The sequence below is a fragment of the Dyella marensis genome (assembly GCF_049532885.1).
GTDB lineage: Bacteria > Pseudomonadota > Gammaproteobacteria > Xanthomonadales > Rhodanobacteraceae > Dyella_D > Dyella_D marensis.
The window spans coordinates 3,315,440-3,334,442 of sequence record NZ_CP064029.1; the positions used below are offsets into that span (position 1 = coordinate 3,315,440).

Genomic DNA, 19,003 nt, shown 5'->3' on the forward strand with positions numbered 1-19,003 from the left:
GAGACATGGCAGAACTGGCACGGGGCTACTCCTTCGTCATGTACACGGCGAAGGCCGGAGCCTCGTACACCATCCCCTTCCCCTACCTGCACTCGGATGACATCCGGGTGTTCGCAGGGGATGTGGGGGATGCCGTGGAGCAAAGCTTAAAGTGGCTTGGCCCCACCGAGATTCAACTGGCCCACGCGGTGCCCGAAGGCATTTTGGTCACCCTCCGCCGATTCTCCCCGCGAGACCGCATGATGGTCACGGTCAAGGACGGCGCGCAGCTTCCCGCTGCCGACGTTAACCTCAATGCCCGCCAGCTCCTCTACATCGTCCAGGAGCAGATCGACTTCGGCACCTATGGCGGCCACGGACTGCCCGGCGGTGGCTCTGGTTGGCCCAACCCGGGCGGAAGCAATCCCTCGCTACCGATCCAGCAGATCATCGACCAGCTCCTCCAGTCGCCCGTGATGCAGCTCCTCATCGGGCGCATCGGCGAGATCGACGCTAACGCGAACACCCTTCTGCAGGAGGTTCTACGGAGCGACCTGTCCCTCGCCAACCGCCACAAAGACCTGGCGCGATTCGCAGGGGTGGAAACCCACATCACTACCCTGGTGGATGACACCCAGGCAATGGCGATGCAGATCACCGACATCTATGCAAAGTTCGGCGGGCACTCTGCGGACATCCTGGATATCCGCCAGTCGGTCGCCAACGAAATCGAGGCACGCACCACGGCGATCACGCAGGCCAAGTCCGAGTTCGACGCCAAGACGCAGGCGATCAACACGAGCCTCCAGACCACCTATGCGACCAAGGACTACGCGCAGAGCGTGTCCCAGCAAGAGGTCAAGGCGTTTGCCAATGGCAATTTCGCCCACCTCCAGCAGCGCTTCGAGGCCATGGCCGCGGGCGCGGCTGACCCGGATGGCAAGTGGTCCGCGAACTGGACGGTTCGCATCAATGGCGGAAAGGTCGATGGAACACCTGTGATCGCCGGCATCGGCCTCGGCGTCGATTCGCAAACGGGCTCCAACTTCGTGGTGATGGCCGACAGGTTTGCCTTTGTGTCTCCCACGTACACCAGCAACGGCGGCGTGCAGCAGATCAAGTATCCCTTCGTCATTGGCACGGTCGGCGGTGTGAGCACCGTGGGCATCCAAGGTCAGCTCGTCGTGGACGGTTCGATCACGGCCAACAAGATCAAAGTCAACTCGCTTGCGGCCCTGACCGCCAACATGGGCGAAGTCAACGGCGGCACTTTTCGCACCTTCCAGCTCGATGCCAACGGGGGCATCATCAACCCCACCGAGTTCCGCGTGGAGATGACGAACAACCCTGGCGATGCCTATCCCTTGTGGGTGGGCTCAGGCGTCAAGAACTGGAACAACGCTGTGTTCGCCATGGACCGAAGCGGCAACGCCAAGTTCGCCGGCACCATCCAAGCGCAGAACATGATCGGCACCCTCCAGCAGTCCGCTACCTGGAGCTGGGAAGGCAATATGGACGCCCAAGGGGCGGTCTCTCCGAACTTCGTTCTGACGTCGCCGGTACGCCTCGGCGAAGTGCAGATGCCCATCATCTTTCTCGAACTGAGCATGTACAACTCCGCAGGCGATCCCTGCAACGGTGTCGTGAGCTTCGAGCGCCTGGTCGGCGGGAATTGGGTCACCCTCAAATCACAGAACTACTACCTGCGATCCGGGGACTCCATCATCAGCACGGTCATGCACATCGACGGTGCCACATCGGGCGATAGCACCTATCGCGTCCGCACGAGTTCTGGCGGCAATCGAGACTACGCATTCCATCTCAGCCGGATCACCGGCTACGCATTCGGATTGAGGTAAGCATCGCAACCAACGAAACCCCCGGCTATGTCAGCAACGCTGACCTGGCTGCGCGCCTATCGGCCCTCGTGGACCGCTGGGACACCCGCGAGTACCAGATGATCGATCTCCTGTCGAAGCCTTCTGGAACGGTCGTCATCACGGACGCTATCGGCAACAACCACTCGCTTCCCTCCTTCCCCCAGCTTCAGAAGGACGTCAGCGATCTCGTCAACGACCTGACGGGCGCTGTCGCACAAACCAGAACGCTCGTGTCGCAAGCAGCGAACTTTGCGTCGGATGCCCAGCACGCCGCCGACGCTGCTGCTGCCTCTGCGGCGTCTATTGTGGGCGACGCGGCGTCAGCGGCGTCGGCGGCATCGGTTGCCACGCGGAGGGCCGCAGAGGCTTCCGCGTCAGCAACGTCAGCCTCAGGTTCCGCCACCGCATCGAAAACATCGGAGACATCGGCCAGCAGCAGCGCCTCCGCCGCATCCGCGTCCAAGGACAGCGCTGGCTTCTCCGCGGAGGCGGCGAAGACCTACAAGGATTCCGCCGAGTCCAGCATGAACCTTGCGGACCAGTTCGCGAACGCAGCGGTCAACATCCAGGTTACCCCGGGGCACTACTCGGCCTTTCATTGGGCCGAACAGGCGCGCCTCACGGCCATCGGCGCCGTGATCTACCGTGGCTCCTGGGACGCCTCACTGGGCACCCTGCCGTCCTCCCCGAAGCTCGGTGACTTCTACTTCATTTCGAAGGGCGGCACCGTGGGCGGTATGAGCTACGTCTCCGGCGACATGGCCGTCTACGACGGCACGGCCTGGGACCGTATCGACAATCAGCAGCTCGTCACGAGTGTGGCTGGAAAGATCGGCGCGGTTACCCTGAGCCTCTCCGACATTGGCGGTCTTCAAAGCGCACTCGGCGCCAAGGCTTCGACCGACGCTCCTGTTTTCACTGGCCCTGTAGTTATCAGCAATAACTCGTTCCGATTGAGCGGGTGGAACGGAGTCGCGACCGATGGCGTGCTTTACTTCGGCTCCGGTGACTCCTACCTCTACAAAACTGGCGGGAACTTCTCGTTCGTTAACGCGCAAGGGAGCTGGAACGCAACGCTGTCTAGTGGCGGAAATATCTGGACGACAGCGAACTTCAATCCGGCCACCAAGCTGGACGCACGCTCTTCCCTCAGCGTGACGGGGACGATCATCACCGACTGGAACAGCGCCGACACCAACGGCTGGTACATGGCGTCGAATGCGTCCAATGCGCCCTCTACGGGCTGGTACTTCGGACGAGTGACGAAGCACAACGACGACTGGATTCAGCAGGAGCTATGGGACTTCACAGCTCCCGCAGAATCCGTTCGATATCGCCGGCACAAGTCCGGCGGCACATGGGGTGCATGGACCGGTCGCCTCCGCTTTAGCGGGGACGGGAACCCAGGCGTCGCTGAGTACAACACTGCCCTTACGGTCTCTGGTAGCTACGGCGGGGGGATTGGTCTCGTTGACAGCGGCTCTCAAGGTCGCATCTGGATGACGGGAGATGGCTGGTTGCACATGGGCACCGGAAGCCCCGGGCAGGGAGTGACCGAACGAATTGCCATTAGCGCTGCCGGTGTGAAGATCATGGGAGGACCGAACCTCAACAATGAGGGTGGTATCTTTCGAGTCGACGGCGCGATTCGATCCTATAACCGATCACAGACACTTGCCGCCAATGGCACTGCCTGGGTCGAATACCCACGCGTCTATGTCCAGGGCGGCGATCCTGGCGGCCAGGCCCAAGACGGCGACCTTTGGATTTGGTGAGCCGTGGGAATCCTACGTAGACAAGGGGGCGGCTGGGCCGTTCCTTCTGTTGTCCGCCGCCGCGCAGGTGGCGGCTGGGCCGACGTGCAGAACATCTATCGCCGCGAGAATGGCGGCTGGTTTCTGGCGTGGACGGCCTATACGCCGCTAAGCATCTCGGCAAGCACCATCTCCGGAATGTCGCCAGGCAAGGGCACCTTCACCATCGGCAACTCTGCGCCTCTGGTCACTGGAGGACGCGCGCCGTTGACCTTCTCCATCGCCCGTATTTCCGGATCGACGCAGATCACCGCCAACCAAGTGGGCGACGGAAGCAGCGCTCAGATTCGGGCCACCAGTGGAAGCACATCTGGCCTCACTGCTAGCGCGGTCTTCCGCTGGACCGTCTCGGACGGCATCACGTCCGCCACGGCGGACTTCACGGCCTTCAGTCAGGGCCTCCAATAACCCAAAGACATGCACAACGACACCAAGCTCATTGCCTTCCCGCTTCTGTTCGGCGCCGCCATCGGCTTCGCCCAGGTGTTGGCTAAGGGCAAACCTTTCGACTGGCGCCTCGCCATCGCTCGCTCCATCCTCAACGGTGCCCTGGGCGCCTCCGCGGGCTTCGCCCTGATCGTGTTCCCCGCGATGCCCTTGCCGGCCCTGGTGGGCCTCGCATGCATCCTCAGCTCTTTGGGCACCTCGGCCCTTGAGCGGCTGTTCCAGCGCGTCCTAGGGGGCTCCAGTGGCGGCCAGTAAGGAGGCCCTCAACGCCCTTCACACCGCTATCGCCGAGAAGCTCACTGAGAGCATCGAAGCGATGCCTGCCGGCGAGAAGGGGCTCGCTGCGATACTCAACGTTGCCCGTCAGTTTGTGAAGGACAATGGCATCGAAGCCCTGCCATCTCCTGGAAGCCCGATGAGCAAGCTCACCAACAAGCTCAGTGAGTACCCCTTCGATCCGCAGGGTGACTCGATCAACTAGCCCCTCGGCACCTCAGCGGCTCTCGCAAGAATGAAGGACATCCTTTCTAGCTGAGCCGCCATAGACATGAGCATCGTAACGAGAAAGGCGACTAGCACTACAAGCAAGCCGAGTAGTAGAGCAAGCGTCGAATCATCCATCACAAAGGGCACGATGTTTTTCGGCCCTTTCGAGATAACGACGAGACAAACCGATGTAAGTCCCACGGCCACAGTGAATGTATTCATTCTTCGAGTGACTATCTTAAGCTCGACCTCAATACGTCCGGCCACTTCTTTCAGATCGTTGATTCCGCATTGACTAAATAATGATATCAGTCCTCTTTCGCGGTCCAGCTGATCGTCAATATCTTTGGCGTGATACTTGAACGGCGACCATGCGCGGGGGACTCCACGAATCAGGAATGTCAGGGCTATAAATCCGCAAACGATGTAGACAGCGGCGGAAAGAACGCCGAGGGATCGCACCAGGTAAGGCATTCCGGTTGGAATGATCACCCAAGAAAGCGCGGCCAGAACCACCAAAGCCGCCATAAGAATAGCCAACACTCGCAACGCGACTCGGCTCCACTTGGCTGATCTAGGACCGCGCTCTTTGTCTAACGCGTGCAGACGGCCGTAAAGCTCCGCGACGCTCGCCTTCTTTACTTCTGATGTCTGACCGTCCATTTCCCCCTCCCCAATAAGTCCCGATAAGGCGATTCTGCACTAAATGACAGAACGGGATCACCCGTTCCTCGACTTCCGAAACCTCGTCTTCCACATCTGGAAGCACCTCAACCTCCCGGCGCCCACTCCTGTTCAGTACGACATATCGTCGTATCTGCAACACGGCCCTCGGCGCCGAGTGATTGAAGCGTTCCGAGGTATCGGTAAGTCCTGGCTTACAGCGGCCTACGTGTGCTGGCTGCTGTGGAAAGACCCTCAGCACAAGATTCTCGTTGTGTCCGCCTCCAAGGACCGCGCAGACGCCTTCTCGATCTTCGTGAAGCGCCTGATCGAAACCGTTCCTGAGCTGGCCCATCTGAAGCCACGCGGCGACCAGCGAAACTCCAACCTCGCCTTCGACGTTGGCCCCGCCCTGCCCGACCAGTCCCCCTCGGTAAAGTCCGTGGGTATCACTGGTCAGCTCACCGGCTCCCGCGCGGACACCATCATTGCCGACGACGTGGAGGTGGTGAAGAACTCGGCCACGGTCACGCAGAGAGAGAAGCTCGCAGAACTCATCAAGGAGTTCGACGCGATCCTCAAACCTCTGGCGTCCTCCGAGATCATCTATCTCGGCACGCCTCAGACCGAGGAGTCGATCTACAACCTCCTTCCCGCCCGCGGCTACGAGATTCGCGTCTGGCCCGCACGTTACCCCAAGGACCAGAAGCACTACCTCCAATACCTGGGGAGGCTCGCTCCGTTCATCGCAGAAGCCTTCGAGGACGGCCGAGGTCCGCCCTGGAGTCCCGTGGAGCCCACGCGGTTCCATGAGGAAGATCTACTGAAGCGAGAGGCGTCCTATGGACGCTCGGGCTTCATGCTCCAGTTCATGCTCGACACCACGCTGTCCGATGCGGAGCGCTACCCGCTCAAGCTGACGGACTTGTTGGTGATGGACGTGGATCGCGAAGCCGCCCCGATCCGCATCATGTGGTCTTCCGGTCCCGAGTACGTGCTCCAGGACATCCCGTCCGTGGGGTTCACTGGCGACCGCCTGCATCGCCCCATGTACGTCGCCAAGGACGTCGAGGAGTTCACCGGATCGGTGATGTCCATCGATCCTTCCGGACGCGGCGGGGATGAGACGGGTTACGCGGTGACCAAGCTACTGCGCGGCATGGTGTTCCTGCGGCGCGCCGGGGGGCTCAAGGGTGGCTACTCGGACGAGACGCTGGAGCAGATCGCTCACGTAGCCCGAGCCGAGAAGGTCAAGACCATCCTGGTCGAATCGAACTTCGGCGACGGCATGTTCGTGAAGCTGTTGGAGCCCGTGCTTCGCCGGATATACCCCTGCGCCATCGAGGAGGTCCGTAGCATCGGGCAGAAGGAGCGTCGCATCATCGACACCCTGGAGCCGGTGATGAACCAGCACAGGCTTGTGGTGGACGCCGCACTACTCCGCGCGGATCAGAAGGACGACTCGCAGTACCAGTTGTTCTATCAGCTCACACGCATCACGCGGGATCGCGGCGCACTACGTCACGACGACCGATTGGATGCCCTGGCATTAGCTGTGAAGTTCTGGACCGACTACCTCGACCGCGATGTCACCCAAGAGGAAGACAAACGGGCCGAGGAGCTTTTCGAGCTGGAGCTGCGGAAATTCGAGGAGTCGGTGTTCGGCTTAAGCCGTCCACGCGATAACTACTACGACAACTACTGAAAGCACTGCACGTTGCTATTTAGGCATTCGTTCAATGAGGCCGAGAGCGTGTTTGATTCCGTACGCCATCAACAAGCCAGTGTTCAGCTCCACAATATCCCCCGTGGGCTTTCCATCCTTACCGATCACTGGCTCATGGTATGTCTTAAAACCCGAGATCACCCCGGCGATGCGCACGTCTCCAGGACTGCTCGGCGCACTAAAAACCAATGGCCCGCCTGAAAAGCCCACATTGGACAGAGTGTCTACGTAAAACACCTCGGGGTCACCTCCTCCGATGTTGGAAGCAGTACCTCGTTTTACCAAAGGAGCGGGGTTCCCACCGAGCAGGTCTCCAACGTCCGTGTGCATAAGATGCGGGAAGCCAAGAATATATATATCTTGCCCAAGAACCATGCCCTGAGTCGTGGGATTTACAACAAAGTCGGCGTGGGTCAGCCGTTGTTGTAGACGCATCACAGCAATGTCGGCTTCGCTTCTGCTGAAGATCAGCCCCCTCAGTTCGTGCGGCATCCACTGCTTGTTGCGAAATAGCAGAACCTCCCGATTGTCCACCGCCAAATCAAAGAGATGGCGCGCGGTAACGAGATACTCCTCGCCACCAACATCGAGAGTGAAGGCAGTTCCGTACTTCGCTGCCTTGATAAAGAAGACTCGGCTGAGGATGCCTCTTGTAACTGGTGACATTGGATTTCCCTGCCCCTCTCAATTGATCGCCCCAAAAGGAGCCGCAATATCCTACCAACTCACCCCGCGCCTCGAAGCTTTCCTCGTGGAAGCCGAAGGGGAGCGCCTGACCGCCTATAAGGACGTAGCGGGCATCTGGACCATCGGTGTCGGCCACGCCGGCCTCGAAGTCAAACCAGGGATGACCATTTCCCGAGTGGAGTCCCGCCGCCTCTTGGCACAAGACGTACAGTCCGTAGCCCAGGCTGTCGCCTCAGGCATCGACGTCCCACTTGGTGGCCCTCAGTTCGACGCCCTGGTGGCCTTGGTGTTCAACATCGGCTCCGGCAACTTCCGCACTTCCACGGTCCGCCGCGTCATCAATGAGTTGAAGTTCGATGCCGTACCGGCCGCTTGGCGCTTGTGGAACAAGGTAACCATCGACGGCCAGAAGCTCGTATCTCAGGGTCTAGCGAATCGCCGTGAAGCCGAGCTGCTCCTCTGGAACTCGGTGGTGTGATGGCCGCGGTTTCGCTCGGGTTGAACATCGCCCAGGTAGGCGCAGATCACCTGCCTGCTGACGATCTCGGCGCGGAAGAGCCTTTGCGGATATATTTCGGAAAAGGCCTGCTTCCGACCCAAACCAGACATTCATCCAGCACGAGAGGCTTCAAAGAGCCGCCTCATTCAGGGATCTCTTTTTTGGCTACAACCTGCACCGCCGCGAAGCTACCTATTCGGGAGCCATGCCTCAGAGTTACAGCCGCGCACTCCCTGATATTTCGACTAAGATCGGTGTTTCATGTCTTACAGGGGCCTCCGATGAAAACCCACGAAGTCTTCGGTATTAAACCGCAGGTGAGTGACTTGTCGTATGTGGATCGCGGTTCGCTCGATCGCGAGTTTCGACGACTTATGGAACGCCAGCAGAGCCATGTAGCCATTCGAGGGGCATCAAAGGCGGGCAAGTCCTGGTTGCGACAGAAGGTCTTGGCCGACCCCATTATTGTTCAGTGCCGCCTGGGCTATACGCCGGTCGACGTTTTTCGTGATGCACTCGCAAGACTTGAGATTCGTCTCGAAGTCGAGCGCACAGAAGCCAATTCCTTCAAAGGTAAGGCGTCTGCGACAGGTGAGGCCGGATTCAAACTCTTGGCAAAGGTTACAGGCGAGGTTGTGGTCGAGGGCGAACGAAAATGGGAGATTAAGGACAAGGCCGTCGGCAAAGACATCAATGACCTTGAGTTCATCGCCTCTGTGATCAAGGCGTCAGGGCGTACGCTTGTGATCGAGGATTTCCACTATCTAGCGGTACAGCAACAGCGTTTGGTTGCATTCGACCTGAAGACATTGTGGGACTACCAAACATTTGTCGTTGTTGTTGGTGTTTGGACGAGTCAGAACATGCTGATTAGCCTTAATCCAGACTTAGCCGGTCGGATCGAGGAAATCAATGTGACGTGGCAACCGGCTGAGCTCAAGGAGGTTTTCCGGAAGGGATGCAATCGCCTGAATTTGCGCCCGGCCAATGCTGTATTGGACTTGCTTGCGGACATCTCCTACGAGAGCGTCGGGCTATTGCAAACGTTGGCGCTTCGGTACCTCGACGTCGAGAAGCGAATAGAGGAGGCCGTACCGGCTGACGGCGAAATCGTAATTGATGACGTAGCAGGCGTGGAGCACGCCGCAATGCATGTTGCCGAGCAGCAAAACCAGCTCTATCAGGCATTTGCCGCGCGTGTTTGCGAGGGCATTCGAACTAGGCAGCGCTCGACGGGCATCTACGCACTATCCATGGCGGCCATTATGTCGTCTACGGACGAGAAGCTGGTAAATGGACTGAGCGCAAGAGAGATCTACAAAATCGCCCATGGTCAGGAACCGCGAATTCAGTTTGGCAATTTGAAGACCGTGCTGGCTCGGTTTCCCGAGCTCCAGGTTGATGAGGGTGGCAGAGGACTGGTTGTTGCCTATGATCCCTTGGCGGAGCTGATCAGCGTGGTCGACAAGCAGCTTCTGCTCTATCGCAGATATGCAACAGTCAAGTGGCCGTGGGAAGATCTGGTTGCAGAGGTCGCACGCAACGCCGAAGCCTATGACTGATGTCCGCTTCCGATCCATAGCAGACCTTTTCGTGGCTTAGCTATTTGGCCAAGTCCACAGACGGCCCTTGGGAGGTCGTGAGGGCATCTGAGGTGGTCGCAGTGAAGACCGCGAGGAGGACCACTCGCAAGCGGTGAGACCGACCAGGTATAGGGTTGGGGGATGGCGCATTGGTCACCCCCTTCCCCATCGAAACCTCAAAAGGAGCTACGTGGCATCTGCAACGTATGCGGGGTGCTGTCCGGTGTCTACTACATCAACCGCGCGTGCTGGAGCTGCCATCAAGGTGAGTTCATCCACGCAGGCTTCTACCACGTCCGAGAATGCCCCCAATGCAGCGGGAAGGACAGCCTACCGTGCAACGTCTGCTGGGGCATGGGCTTCACCGCGATCCCCACTGAGGATCAGGAGGACATCCATAGGGGATGTCAATTCCACAACGCCTACTCCATCAATCCTTGGGGATGGTGGAAGAAGGTGATGGAAGAAGGAACTCAGGGACGATCGCGAGGAGGCCATGAGGGTGACCTAAGGGTTACCTATAGGTAACTCCTTCTGTCGCTTCGCTCCTATGCTGTGCGTTATATTTATCGGTCAACAGGAACAGGGACTTAGCATGAAGCTCGTTGCACTCGCTCTGGCGGCCTCCGCTGTCGCGCCGTCTTTCGCTGCAACCCCCTGTGCAGATGTGGCCGACCTCACCGCTGTGATGGCGCAAGCGCGCGATGCAGGCGTACCTGCTTCCGCCCTATACGAAACCATCTCACGTGACCAGGCGGCACCTCTGAAGTCGCGTATTGCGTTGCTTGCAGGCGCAGCTCAGGTTTATGAGCAGAAGGACAAGACGCCGACTCAGTTGAGTCAGCAGACTCTAGCCAGGTGCAGCACCAAAGCCCCCTAAGGGGCCTCAAATGTTCACCGCAGATTTCCGTTGGGGTATCTGACTCTCGGAAGATCGCGCGATCCCCCCGGTACCCCCTCGAATCCTCACGGCCTCGCGCGCGATCATCTATGCGCAAGAAGGCTCCGCCGGCACCCTGTGCGGCACCTGCCGCGCTAACTCATTGATTCGATGCGTTGCAGATTGCATGGCCTATGCAGCACGCGCCCACGGGCGCCCTCATGGCGCCCCGCTGATGCCCATGCTGGCCTTATTGGCCGTGTGCATGTTCGTGTTCGCGTCTGTTCTGATCTGTCGTTTTCGACTCGGCTCCTATCGGCCACCAATCGACCACCACGGGCCGCCCAACGTCCGTCCCTGGCATCGCCCTGCCCTGATCTTTGCCGGGCAGCCACGGGACTCACATGCGCTCCAACAGGAAATACTTGACGATTGGAAATCGTGTGGTAGGATGCGCAGCAAGTCACGGCACGGATCGCCACTGACTAGCCCGCAGGTCTCCTGCCGGCGCGGTGATGGACCACTAGGCAACCGCGAGCCGCCCTCAGGGCAAGCGCGGAGCCGCATGGGAACCAAGGGACTAGCCAACTGGCCCCCAAGGGAAACGAGCGGCGAATGGTGGCTCTGCCACCTGTCTACCGGGTACCGCTTTACGGACAACTGATTGACAATTGGAAACGATGTAGTATTGTAGATCGAAACACGGGACGACCGAAACGGCTTCCTAGGCTCTTGATCCTTCACAACTGAGGATGCCTGCCCTGCGATGGCAAACGCACGGTAGGCGAGATATGGAAGCCAAGGCGGCTCGCAAGGGCCGCTGCGGCAACCAAGGGGTTACTACGCCCTTTCGATATCCAACTGGAAACTATTCACGATAGTGACGCATGTCATGAGCCCTCAGGACTCATCGCAAGCGCCATTGAAGGCGTGACGGTGAGCCGGCTGGATCGCCGGAGGTACGACGGAACGAGGGAGGCAGACATGCCCAGGCAAGTGACTGGCGGGGAGTACCGCCACCGCAGAAGACCAACAGCCGGCCCTTGGTGGCCGGCTCAACGGAACAGGAGAAGACGTATGACCGGGATCGTGTTCGTGATGCTGCTGTGCATCGCCTTCGGGGCTCCGCTGGGTCTCGGTGTGGCCCGCCTGCTGCACCTGGGGGGCTGACCATGGCTCCGAGCAGGATGCTGAGGTTCAAGCGTCGAGTGTGGGCGGGAGAGGTGCGCGGATGGCGCCCGAGGATCAGGGGTGGACGGCACCCGCTCGATGCCACATTCCAAGCTCTGTGGGTAATTCACCACTGGGTAAAGCAGGACGTACAGCAGCGAACCGTGACCATCTACGGCTGGTGCCTCCGCACTGTGGATACGGAGGCATGAGCATGGGCATCCGCTATGGAAGCAACTCCTACACCATCCGAAAGACGCGAGGCCGCCCTACCTGGGAGGTGATTCGCAATGGCCGCAAGGTGCAACACGGTCTGTCCGAGCTGGGCGCCTACGCCTGGGCACGGCTTGATGGGGAGTACTGCGCATGAGCCGCTTCCGCTACCGACTCGTGCGCCTGATGGACGCCACCGTGGAGTCGCTGGAGTACATCGGGCCGACGTCGGGCTTACCCGCCGGATGGTCGATCCACAAACGCAGCGCCGCCCTATAGCTCAATGAGTGCCCATTCGCCGAGTGGGCACCAGTGGACCTAGCAGAGTGCTACGATGACTCAAGGAACAAACCCGTCCGCCCTCACCGTGGAGCGCGCGGACATCGCTAAGAAGCGAGCTGAGACCATGCTGTTACACGCACAAACCCGCAAGATTCTCGCGGAAACCCGCTGGTATCCGGTGGCGGCACTGAGCGCGGTCGTGGTGGCTGGCGTAGGCGGTATCACTGCCGTCGTGGTTGTCGCAATCAAGGTGCTGATGGCTCACTGATGTGGCGTAGGAGATGACCGGTGTTAGAGCAGGTAGTCCCACCCAATGCAAAGATTGACGAAGCCAAGTCCGCGGCGAAAGCCGCGGCTAACCGGCAAGCTGTAAGTCGAAAGGCCCCTGTCGAGCTGTACGTCTTCCTTGTCTACAGTCCGACATCAGCCGATCCGTGGCCTTCGTACTACTACAGTGTCTCGGGGATCAAAGACGCACCTTCGCATGTCTATGTGGGCAACGTAGTGTCCGACCCGACACACTAAGTACAGACGCACCGACCAATAACCGAACCCGCCGCAAGGCGGGTTTTTTGTTGCCCAAAGGAATGCCGATGCCCCGTATTTATGTCGCCTGCCTGGCCTCCTACAACAACGGCGTGCTGCATGGCCGCTGGATTGACCTCGCTGGCCTTGACGTTGCCGATGTGCAGAGCGAAATCGACGAGATGCTGCGCGAGTCGAAGTACCCGAACGTCGCCGTGGGCTGCCCCAACAACTCCTGCGCTGCTGGCCACGTCCACCTATCCGAAGGCGTAATGGCGACGTGCCACGTCTGCAATGGGCGCGGCGAGGTGCCCAGCGCGGAGGAGTACGCGATCCACGACTATGACGAGTTGCCCTCCTCCTTCGGTGAACAGCCGAACCTCGCGGAACTGGTCGAGTACGTCGAGATGATCGAGGCGCACGGCGACGCCTGGGCCGCTTATGTGCAGCACTGCGACGACATTGGCGGCGCCCCGGAAGAACGCCACTTTGAAGACTGCCGCGCTGGCGAAGCTGATTCCGAACTGGACTGGGTCGAGCAGTTCCTTGAGGACAGCGGGACGCTCAGCAGCATCCCCGAGAACCTGCGGAGCTACTTCGACACGGGACGCTATCTGCGGGACATGAAGCTCAACGGCGACGTGGACTTTGTGGACCACGCCGACGTCACCTACGCTTTCTGGAGGCACTAAGGCCCTGTCGGTATCTCTGCATCATTCGAGCGCAGCTTTCCGGCTCCCCACATAGCCCCTCCCCTGAGTGTGAAACAAAGCGGCTTGGCAGGATCTGACGTCAACCTCTTTGCGTACGCTTGATATGTGTATGGCGGACCTTTGGCAATTGCCTCGGCATATCCAGACAGGTCACTTTCCCTAGTATCCGAATAGATGTGCGCTTTACCCCAATAGACGTAGCCCATTCCAGCGCCGTTATCCACCACCCCGTCTTTGCTGCATGGACCAATGGCAAACGTGACGTTGTAGCCATGCCGTCGCGCTAGCGCGAGCAAGTCCGTATTAGTGCTGAAATCGATGCGTGAGAGCGCAATCGAAGGTCGAGAGCCTTGATCGACATAATCAATTTGAGGCTGGTCTTTAAAATCCACTACGGACACTGAGGTGATTCGGATGTCCTTAGGGCCGTAAGTACAGGCGCCCAGCAAGAGGCATGCGCCCGCGATTGAAGCGGCCACCTCAAATCCACGACCTAGCTGCGTCATCGTCGTTACCTAGAAATGAAAGGCGGGTTGACAAGCGGGGCACCACCAAGAACCTGTGCGGGGCTATTAGTGCCGGGACCGGACGCATGCATCATTTGGTCGAAATCTCTGTGCGAAGTGAAATGATCTTCAATGTATGAGCCCGCGACTCCGTTCGGCTTAGCGTCCCAGGAACCGCCCCAGCCAGCAATGAAATTGTCTCGTTGGAAAGCGCTGCCTCCCTGCGCATTAACGTCGACCCACGTGCCAACGCTGCCGCTCAGTGCCTGTAAGTCCCGCGAATGGAATCGACTAACAGGGTCAATGGTGATGAGGAGATTGACCTTGCCGCACGCCTGTAGTGCTGCTGCTGCCGCCGTATCGCCACCGTAACTGTGCCCGATAAGGTTGATGGGGTCGCCGGGAGAGTTTTTTGCGGTGTTGTTGATGTCTTTGACGATATCGTCCAACTGTTTCCAGGAGTAGTACGCGGAGTCGGGGTGCGATTTACTGTAGCTGTCGTAGTACCCCTTTACGATTCCGCTACTGGCATCATCCGCACCGCCCACAAAAATATCCCGGAGTCCGTCAGGATCAATGCGATTCAAAGGATTGTTGCTCACCGCTGCGTACGGGTTGATCCCGCCAGCGATGCCTACAGGGTCGGCCTGCATAAAACGCCCCGTGTTCGGGTCGTAGTAGCGGTTCAAGTTGTAGATCATTCCGGTCTCGGGGTCGTAGTAAGACCCCACCGATCGAATATTGAGCGAATAGCCATTCGACAGGGTTGGCTGATCTCCCCAAGCATTGCTCTTATATGGGTTCTGCCAAATCAAGTTACCAGCATTATCGGAAACAGCTCGCGGGCTTCCGGTCTGGTCTGTCGTAACGTAGTTGACGCTGGAATTCGCACCAACAGTTGCAGGCGTGTCAACGGTGGTAACCAACATGTCTTCTACATAGACATAGGATCGTGTGCCCGTAGGGCTAATTTCGGAGATTAGGCGGCCCCCTTCATCGTAGAGGAAGCGTGTGGTCACGCCGTCCACGGTTTTGGAAGTTCGTTCGCCCTTGGCGTTGTATGTGTACCTAACGTCGCTTGCAGCTTGCGCAGCGACCTCACAGCTAACCGCAAACGCCAATGCAACACTGATCCACACAAGCGCTTTGCGCACTCTCGTCGCGAATTCCATGCGATCCCCTTAGGAGTCCCTGAGCCTTCAATGGTCGCCAACAAGGCTGTGATGAATGCGTGAAGCCGGGCACCCTTCTAACCCGGGTGATTTCGGTCTACCCAATCGACCGCCCATGACCTCGCGTATTCCACCGCGGCTTCCTCAGAGATCAAGTGGATTCCCTTAGGCGACTCCGCGATCACCGTCTGTCCTTCGAGCTGTCCCTCAGTATTCGGACGGCAGATCACGGCGTTCGCACGAAACCCTCCTGACTCCAGAGGGGTCGGGTCGCACATGAGCAAGAAGCCCTTGTAGTAGAAGCAGCGCTCGCCCTCATCCATGGGGGGGCAGCCTACACTCGCCAATAGCAGTCCGCTATGAACAGGTGGAACTCAGTTTGCAGCGTCCTTTTTCGACTTCTGCTTGCGCGCAAACTCCTTAGCCTCTTTGAGACGATTAATTAGCTCCTGCTCTAACTTCACTTTGACAGATTGATTAATTGACGTTGTAACGACGAGTCTTACGCCGCTGATCTCACTATCCTTCAGCTCCTTCAGAAACTGTCCCGCGAAACGTAGGGACCACGAGTAGTCCTCATCGGAGAGCGTGAAGTTCGCTCGCTCACCGTGTACCAACTGCTTGGGTAAGTGTTCACCATCGGACTCATTAAACATCTGATAGGCGTGTCGCCACTCACTCTTCTGCTTAGGCAGCTCCCAGATCAACGACTCAATACGCACAGGCCGATCGCCTAAGTTGGCCACAGATACCATCAGTATGTCTTCGGATGGCTCACCTTCTCCACCAAACCGTACGTATGTCCCCACGGTTACATGAAGACGTACTTTTTCGGAGCGCCGCAAAAGGTAAAGGGAAACAAGGACAGCACAGAAGGTGGCTATGCCTGATATCCACGTGCCTACTGCATTCCAAACCTGGATTACCTGATCCGTCGTAAGCGACATTCCCTGCCCCCGTGAAATTCACTGGGTCAAAGGATAGCCGCTCGCACTACCACCCTCGCGCTACCACCCCGGCCGTCCACGAGGCCGCTTTTTCATGCCCGCAGTCCACCCTAGGAGACCCACCATGCCCCGCAAGGCCACCACCAGAAACGTCGACGCCAACCTCTACGCCATCCAATTCGAGCAGGAGGGCCGCCGCTGGTGCGAGTCCGTCCGAGCTGGCGCGCTGTACGACGCTGAGCTGTGGGCGAATGGACAGGCACGTCTGCGCCACCTCCGCGTCGTCGTCACCCTCCCCCTGAACCCGGAGATCTGAACATGGGATTCATCACACACAACGGAGTCAGTCGAGAGAACTTGCGGAAGTGCGTGGTCCGCGGATCGGCCGGCACGATGCACCCCATCGAGCACCAGGCGCGCCTCCCATGACCGGCAGGACTCTCTGGTACTTCCTGACCCTGGGGGGCCTCTGCGCCCTCCTGGGTTTCCTCGCGACGCTTACGAAGGAGCGAGGGTTCCTTGCAGGGCTCCTATTGGCCTACGCGATCTTCGCTGTGTCGTTCATCGTCGCTGCCTGTAGGCAGAACGGAAAATGCGCGTCAGGGAGCCCCTACAGGCACGGAGGCCGAATGTGAGCCCCTTCTCATTCTGGGTGCGGCTGAATGACGCACTCGACCAAACCCCCAACACGACCGAAACAGAGGCAATCGCAAGAGTTTGTGCCTGCCTCCTGTCGCAAAGCGTCGAATAGTGACGCCATCGGCGTATTGTCATCTTCGAATCCTTTGCTAACCATCCACTTTCCTAGATCGTTAACTGTTGGAGCATTTGTGGCACCCCTTCGCCCCCCAAGCGTATCGTTCCATCTCATTGAATCGTATAGGAGAGGTGAGTTCTGGATTGATCGGTCACAACCCTCTACGATCCGCGTTGCTTGCGGGTTGTGGATGATCTACATTCAGAGGGGACTACCCCCAATCAGGATTCCAGATGAGCAACCTCACTCCATCGGAGGCGGCGCAGTTCGCCTTCTCGGTGATCCAAAAGCTTCGGCAATCATTCCCCGACCAGAAGCAGCTAACTCTGTCGAGCACGGCGACGCTGCTGGCTGTGCTAGCGAATCCAGGAATCAAGCAAGCTGACCTGGAGGACGCAGTGGGAGGGGTAAAGGGAGGAGGATTGTCCAAGCAGTTGGACATGTTCTCCGCCCGGCACGACAAGACTTCAGAGGCGAAGAAACTCATCGTCAAAGAGCGCAACAGCATCAATTTGAAACACAACGACATCATCGTCACCGAGGAGGGCCAGCGATTCGCAATCGAGTTCGCGACCTTCCTCAACAAGAAATTAGACCGCTTGCAGCGCTAAGAGCGCTCGCGAAACACCAACGAACCCGCCCATGTGGCGGGTTTTTTGTTTATGGAGGAACGAAAATGTCGGTCACCCTTAAGGGCAAGGCCATCCAAGGCCAACCTGATCGCCGGTACTACATGATCCGGGTGCAAGTGAACAACCGCCGCGTGCCCTTCTCGTCCAAAACGCGAGACAAGCAGGCGGCGCTTAAAATGGAGCGCATTGCTGTCGATGCCCTCACTGCGAATCCGGATATCTCTAAAGCGGACCTTCTTCGCTTGGTGCATGGGAAAGACACCTCGACGGTCCGAGCAGCGTTGCGTGCCGGACCAGCCCGCGTTCAACTTGGAGATGCGATCAAACGCTGCTTCCGTGACCCTGAAGTATGGGGGGACATCCGCAGCGGCTCGACGCACCGGGCGAATCTCAAGCACGTCACCGAGTTCTTCGGAGAGAACAAAATCCTCGACGAGATCGATGAAGCTCTGCTCAAGAAGTTCACCTCCTACCTCGCGGTGGAGAGGAAACTTTCACCAGGCGGTGTAGATCGCGTCCTGGCGGTTACTTCGCGCCTCCTTCGGGTCAGCACGACCTGGCCGGACGGTCCCAAACACGTCCCGCGCGTGAAGCTCCTGAAGAAGACCAAGCCTCGGATGTACGTCCTCAGCACAGAGGACGAGAAGAAGCTGTTTGCCGCGGTCCTGACCACCGCGACGAAGCGTCCCCGCGGCCCCGATATCGACGGCCATCACTGCCTCCAGCTTTTCCGCGTGCTTCTGGAGACCGGCATGCGCCTCAACGAGGCCCTGCTGCTCCGATGGGGGGACATCGTGACGTCCGGCGGTTCCACTAAAATCCGCTTGTGGCGGCGGCATGAGCTTAAGACGGGCTCCTCGGTCCGAACCATCCCGGTCACCACAGAGGCCGCAGATGCCCTGGAGAGGTGCAAGCACGTCGAGGGTGGCCCCTTCTCCATCCTGACCAAGGCACGGGCTCAGAGGGCCTGGAAGAACGCCAGGGAGGACGCGGGGATCACTGACCCCGACTGCGTGATCCATAGCCTCCGCCATACCTGCGCAACCCGCCTGTTGGAGGTCGTGGGGGACATCAAGCTGGTCCAGGAGTGGCTCGGCCACTCGGTCATCACCACGACCGCCCGGATTTATGCCCACGTGCCTACCCACCGGATGGTCGCTGCCGCCGACGCCCTCGGGAAGCTCCGGGAGAACTCGGTGGCACTCAGCACACCAAAGGAAACGCTTCAGTGACAGAAACGATTTCCAATTGGAAACATGAGATATCGAGAAGGCGCTTAAGTCTCTGAGCGAAAAGGATAGGCGGATACAGAGACTCTCCCGACTGACAGGAGAAAGAGCCCGTAAAAGGCTGAAATCGCATGTTACTTGCGACCTCGGAGGGGCGACAAGTAAGCTCGCCGGGCCTTGCGCCGCCGTCCCGCGCTGCGCGGGTCCACGCTA

Annotated in this window: 19 protein-coding genes; 15 read left to right on the forward strand and 4 right to left on the reverse strand. The window is 58.9% G+C overall.

Annotated elements, in window-relative coordinates; all coding sequences use genetic code 11:
* Positions 1-5 precede the first annotated feature (5 nt).
* The 5 genes from ISN75_RS14205 (at position 6) to ISN75_RS14225 (ending at position 4,601) form a co-directional block, all read left to right on the forward strand.
* A complete protein-coding gene (locus ISN75_RS14205; RefSeq protein WP_343818793.1) occupies positions 6-1,838 on the forward strand; it encodes a phage tail fiber protein in 1,833 nt (610 codons plus the stop codon).
* A 98-nt stretch (positions 1,839-1,936) separates the two neighbouring features.
* Positions 1,937-3,634: a pyocin knob domain-containing protein gene (locus ISN75_RS14210; RefSeq protein ID WP_343818792.1), complete on the forward strand. Its 1,698-nt coding sequence runs from the start codon at positions 1,937-1,939 to the stop codon at positions 3,632-3,634.
* An 84-nt stretch (positions 3,635-3,718) separates the two neighbouring features.
* Positions 3,719-4,081 carry a hypothetical protein gene (locus tag ISN75_RS14215; protein ID WP_343818791.1) on the forward strand — a complete coding sequence of 121 codons (363 nt, stop codon included), beginning with the start codon at positions 3,719-3,721 and terminating at the stop codon, positions 4,079-4,081.
* 9 nt (positions 4,082-4,090) lie between these two features.
* The gene (locus ISN75_RS14220) at positions 4,091-4,375 is read left to right on the forward strand and encodes a hypothetical protein (RefSeq protein ID WP_343818790.1); all 285 of its coding nucleotides are present in this window, start codon (positions 4,091-4,093) and stop codon (positions 4,373-4,375) included.
* On the forward strand, positions 4,362-4,601 hold the full coding sequence (locus tag ISN75_RS14225; protein ID WP_343818789.1) for a hypothetical protein: 240 nt from the start codon (positions 4,362-4,364) through the stop codon (positions 4,599-4,601). The genes ISN75_RS14220 and ISN75_RS14225 overlap by 14 nt, the downstream gene beginning before the upstream one ends.
* Here the strand turns inward: ISN75_RS14225 and ISN75_RS14230 are convergent.
* Positions 4,598-5,269 carry a hypothetical protein gene (locus tag ISN75_RS14230; RefSeq protein WP_343818788.1) on the reverse strand — a complete coding sequence of 224 codons (672 nt, stop codon included), beginning with the start codon at positions 5,267-5,269 and terminating at the stop codon, positions 4,598-4,600. The two genes, ISN75_RS14225 and ISN75_RS14230, sit on opposite strands and share 4 nt — an antisense overlap.
* 43 nt (positions 5,270-5,312) lie before the next feature.
* Between ISN75_RS14230 and terL the strand changes: the two genes are divergently transcribed.
* Positions 5,313-6,974: a phage terminase large subunit gene (gene terL, locus ISN75_RS14235; protein ID WP_343818787.1), complete on the forward strand. Its 1,662-nt coding sequence runs from the start codon at positions 5,313-5,315 to the stop codon at positions 6,972-6,974.
* A gap of 15 nt (positions 6,975-6,989) precedes the next feature.
* Here the strand turns inward: terL and ISN75_RS14240 are convergent, their stop codons facing one another.
* Positions 6,990-7,661 carry a serine protease gene (locus ISN75_RS14240; protein ID WP_343818785.1) on the reverse strand — a complete coding sequence of 224 codons (672 nt, stop codon included), beginning with the start codon at positions 7,659-7,661 and terminating at the stop codon, positions 6,990-6,992.
* A gap of 85 nt (positions 7,662-7,746) precedes the next feature.
* Here ISN75_RS14240 and ISN75_RS14245 point away from each other — a divergent pair, with 85 nt between their 5' ends.
* From ISN75_RS14245 to ISN75_RS14270, 6 genes are all read left to right on the forward strand, one after another.
* Positions 7,747-8,160 carry a lysozyme gene (locus tag ISN75_RS14245; RefSeq protein WP_343818783.1) on the forward strand — a complete coding sequence of 138 codons (414 nt, stop codon included), beginning with the start codon at positions 7,747-7,749 and terminating at the stop codon, positions 8,158-8,160.
* A gap of 302 nt (positions 8,161-8,462) precedes the next feature.
* On the forward strand, positions 8,463-9,743 hold the full coding sequence (locus tag ISN75_RS14250) for a hypothetical protein (RefSeq protein WP_343818781.1): 1,281 nt from the start codon (positions 8,463-8,465) through the stop codon (positions 9,741-9,743).
* 616 nt (positions 9,744-10,359) lie between these two features.
* Positions 10,360-10,644 (forward strand): hypothetical protein, encoded by a 285-nt coding sequence (locus ISN75_RS14255; RefSeq protein WP_343818779.1) that lies wholly within the window; start codon positions 10,360-10,362, stop codon positions 10,642-10,644.
* Positions 10,645-12,180: 1,536 nt separating this feature from the next.
* Positions 12,181-12,306, forward strand: coding sequence for a hypothetical protein (locus ISN75_RS14260; protein WP_343818777.1), 126 nt, complete (start codon positions 12,181-12,183; stop codon positions 12,304-12,306).
* Positions 12,307-12,361: 55 nt separating this feature from the next.
* On the forward strand, positions 12,362-12,577 hold the full coding sequence (locus tag ISN75_RS14265; RefSeq protein WP_343818775.1) for a hypothetical protein: 216 nt from the start codon (positions 12,362-12,364) through the stop codon (positions 12,575-12,577).
* A 325-nt stretch (positions 12,578-12,902) separates the two neighbouring features.
* A complete protein-coding gene (locus tag ISN75_RS14270) occupies positions 12,903-13,526 on the forward strand; it encodes an antirestriction protein ArdA (RefSeq protein ID WP_343818773.1) in 624 nt (207 codons plus the stop codon).
* A 532-nt stretch (positions 13,527-14,058) separates the two neighbouring features.
* Here the strand turns inward: ISN75_RS14270 and ISN75_RS14275 are convergent.
* The gene (locus tag ISN75_RS14275) at positions 14,059-15,225 is read right to left on the reverse strand and encodes an RHS repeat-associated core domain-containing protein (RefSeq protein WP_343818771.1); all 1,167 of its coding nucleotides are present in this window, start codon (positions 15,223-15,225) and stop codon (positions 14,059-14,061) included.
* Between the two features lie 374 nt (positions 15,226-15,599).
* Positions 15,600-16,172: a hypothetical protein gene (locus tag ISN75_RS14280; protein WP_343818770.1), complete on the reverse strand. Its 573-nt coding sequence runs from the start codon at positions 16,170-16,172 to the stop codon at positions 15,600-15,602.
* Between the two features lie 124 nt (positions 16,173-16,296).
* Here ISN75_RS14280 and ISN75_RS14285 point away from each other — a divergent pair, with 124 nt between their 5' ends.
* The 3 genes from ISN75_RS14285 (at position 16,297) to ISN75_RS14295 (ending at position 18,793) form a co-directional block, all read left to right on the forward strand.
* A complete protein-coding gene (locus ISN75_RS14285; RefSeq protein WP_343818768.1) occupies positions 16,297-16,488 on the forward strand; it encodes a hypothetical protein in 192 nt (63 codons plus the stop codon).
* 674 nt (positions 16,489-17,162) lie between these two features.
* Entirely contained in the window at positions 17,163-17,540 is a 378-nt protein-coding gene (locus ISN75_RS14290) for a hypothetical protein (protein ID WP_343818766.1), read from the forward strand.
* A gap of 65 nt (positions 17,541-17,605) precedes the next feature.
* Positions 17,606-18,793, forward strand: a complete 1,188-nt coding sequence (locus tag ISN75_RS14295; protein ID WP_343818764.1) for a tyrosine-type recombinase/integrase — start codon at positions 17,606-17,608, stop codon at positions 18,791-18,793.
* Positions 18,794-19,003: the final 210 nt, after the last annotated feature.

Coding starts and splice junctions, on each gene's coding strand:
- ISN75_RS14205 (WP_343818793.1), top strand. CDS start 6: ATGGCAGAACTGGCACGGGGCTACTCCTTCGTCATGTACACGGCGAAG.
- ISN75_RS14210 (WP_343818792.1), top strand. CDS start 1,937: ATGATCGATCTCCTGTCGAAGCCTTCTGGAACGGTCGTCATCACGGAC.
- ISN75_RS14220 (WP_343818790.1), top strand. CDS start 4,091: ATGCACAACGACACCAAGCTCATTGCCTTCCCGCTTCTGTTCGGCGCC.
- ISN75_RS14230 (WP_343818788.1), bottom strand. CDS start 5,269: ATGGACGGTCAGACATCAGAAGTAAAGAAGGCGAGCGTCGCGGAGCTT.
- terL (WP_343818787.1), top strand. CDS start 5,313: ATGACAGAACGGGATCACCCGTTCCTCGACTTCCGAAACCTCGTCTTC.
- ISN75_RS14240 (WP_343818785.1), bottom strand. CDS start 7,661: ATGTCACCAGTTACAAGAGGCATCCTCAGCCGAGTCTTCTTTATCAAG.
- ISN75_RS14250 (WP_343818781.1), top strand. CDS start 8,463: ATGAAAACCCACGAAGTCTTCGGTATTAAACCGCAGGTGAGTGACTTG.
- ISN75_RS14255 (WP_343818779.1), top strand. CDS start 10,360: ATGAAGCTCGTTGCACTCGCTCTGGCGGCCTCCGCTGTCGCGCCGTCT.
- ISN75_RS14260 (WP_343818777.1), top strand. CDS start 12,181: ATGAGCCGCTTCCGCTACCGACTCGTGCGCCTGATGGACGCCACCGTG.
- ISN75_RS14265 (WP_343818775.1), top strand. CDS start 12,362: ATGACTCAAGGAACAAACCCGTCCGCCCTCACCGTGGAGCGCGCGGAC.
- ISN75_RS14270 (WP_343818773.1), top strand. CDS start 12,903: ATGCCCCGTATTTATGTCGCCTGCCTGGCCTCCTACAACAACGGCGTG.
- ISN75_RS14275 (WP_343818771.1), bottom strand. CDS start 15,225: ATGGAATTCGCGACGAGAGTGCGCAAAGCGCTTGTGTGGATCAGTGTT.
- ISN75_RS14280 (WP_343818770.1), bottom strand. CDS start 16,172: ATGTCGCTTACGACGGATCAGGTAATCCAGGTTTGGAATGCAGTAGGC.
- ISN75_RS14285 (WP_343818768.1), top strand. CDS start 16,297: ATGCCCCGCAAGGCCACCACCAGAAACGTCGACGCCAACCTCTACGCC.
- ISN75_RS14290 (WP_343818766.1), top strand. CDS start 17,163: ATGAGCAACCTCACTCCATCGGAGGCGGCGCAGTTCGCCTTCTCGGTG.
- ISN75_RS14295 (WP_343818764.1), top strand. CDS start 17,606: ATGTCGGTCACCCTTAAGGGCAAGGCCATCCAAGGCCAACCTGATCGC.